Consider the following 704-nt stretch of genomic DNA (forward strand, 5'->3'; position numbering starts at 1 on the left):
TCTCTCAAGCCCTCAAACCCAAGCTCCACATACACATAATCCGTTACCGGGTTCGGGTAGATCCTAATATCCTGCTTTTCGATCAGCTGGTCAACCTGTTTGTCACCCAGCTTCACGATCTTCCAGTTTTCTTTGCCTAATTCTTCTGCGCTGGTTCCTGCGAGTACAATCGATCCGTCACGGTTCAGCTTAATATCAGATAACCGTTCTTCTTTTTTTCGGGATTCTCCCTTTACGTGCTTTCTCCACTGCTCATTTCCGTTCTGGTCAAGATACAGCATCCAGAAAGTCTCATCATCATTTTCAATCCTGCCTTCCGCCTGTGTGTAACCGCCTAAGAGAATTCCCTTAGACTTCCCGCCTCCGTCTTCCTGCTTCCCGGCAATGACACTCATTCCCATCAGAACATCCCTGTTTTTAAAGCTGTAGGATTTCTGCCAGATTTCTTCGCTTCTTTCATCAATGGAGATTAACCAGAGGTCTGTACCTTCTTCAATACCGACTGATTTATTTCCCGATCTTTCCGATCTGGACTCCCCACCGATCAGGTAGCCGGTTGAAGTCAGCGCCAGTGTTCTTACATGATCATCGCCTTTTCCTCCGAAATTCTTTTCCCATTCCACTTTTCCGTCTTTCGAAAGCTTAACGATCCAGTAATCGCCTTCACCAAAATTGTTGCTTGTTTTTGGTTGATAGTTGATGGT

Annotated in this window: 1 pseudogene; it reads right to left on the bottom strand. The window is 45.7% G+C overall.

What is annotated here, in order from left to right:
• Positions 1–704 (bottom strand): annotated as a pseudogene (locus H6W53_RS21390) (T9SS C-terminal target domain-containing protein); the annotation flags it as partial.

Source organism: Chryseobacterium sp. C3 (assembly GCF_014218905.1).
GTDB classification, from domain to species: Bacteria; Bacteroidota; Bacteroidia; order Flavobacteriales; family Weeksellaceae; genus Chryseobacterium; species Chryseobacterium mucoviscidosis.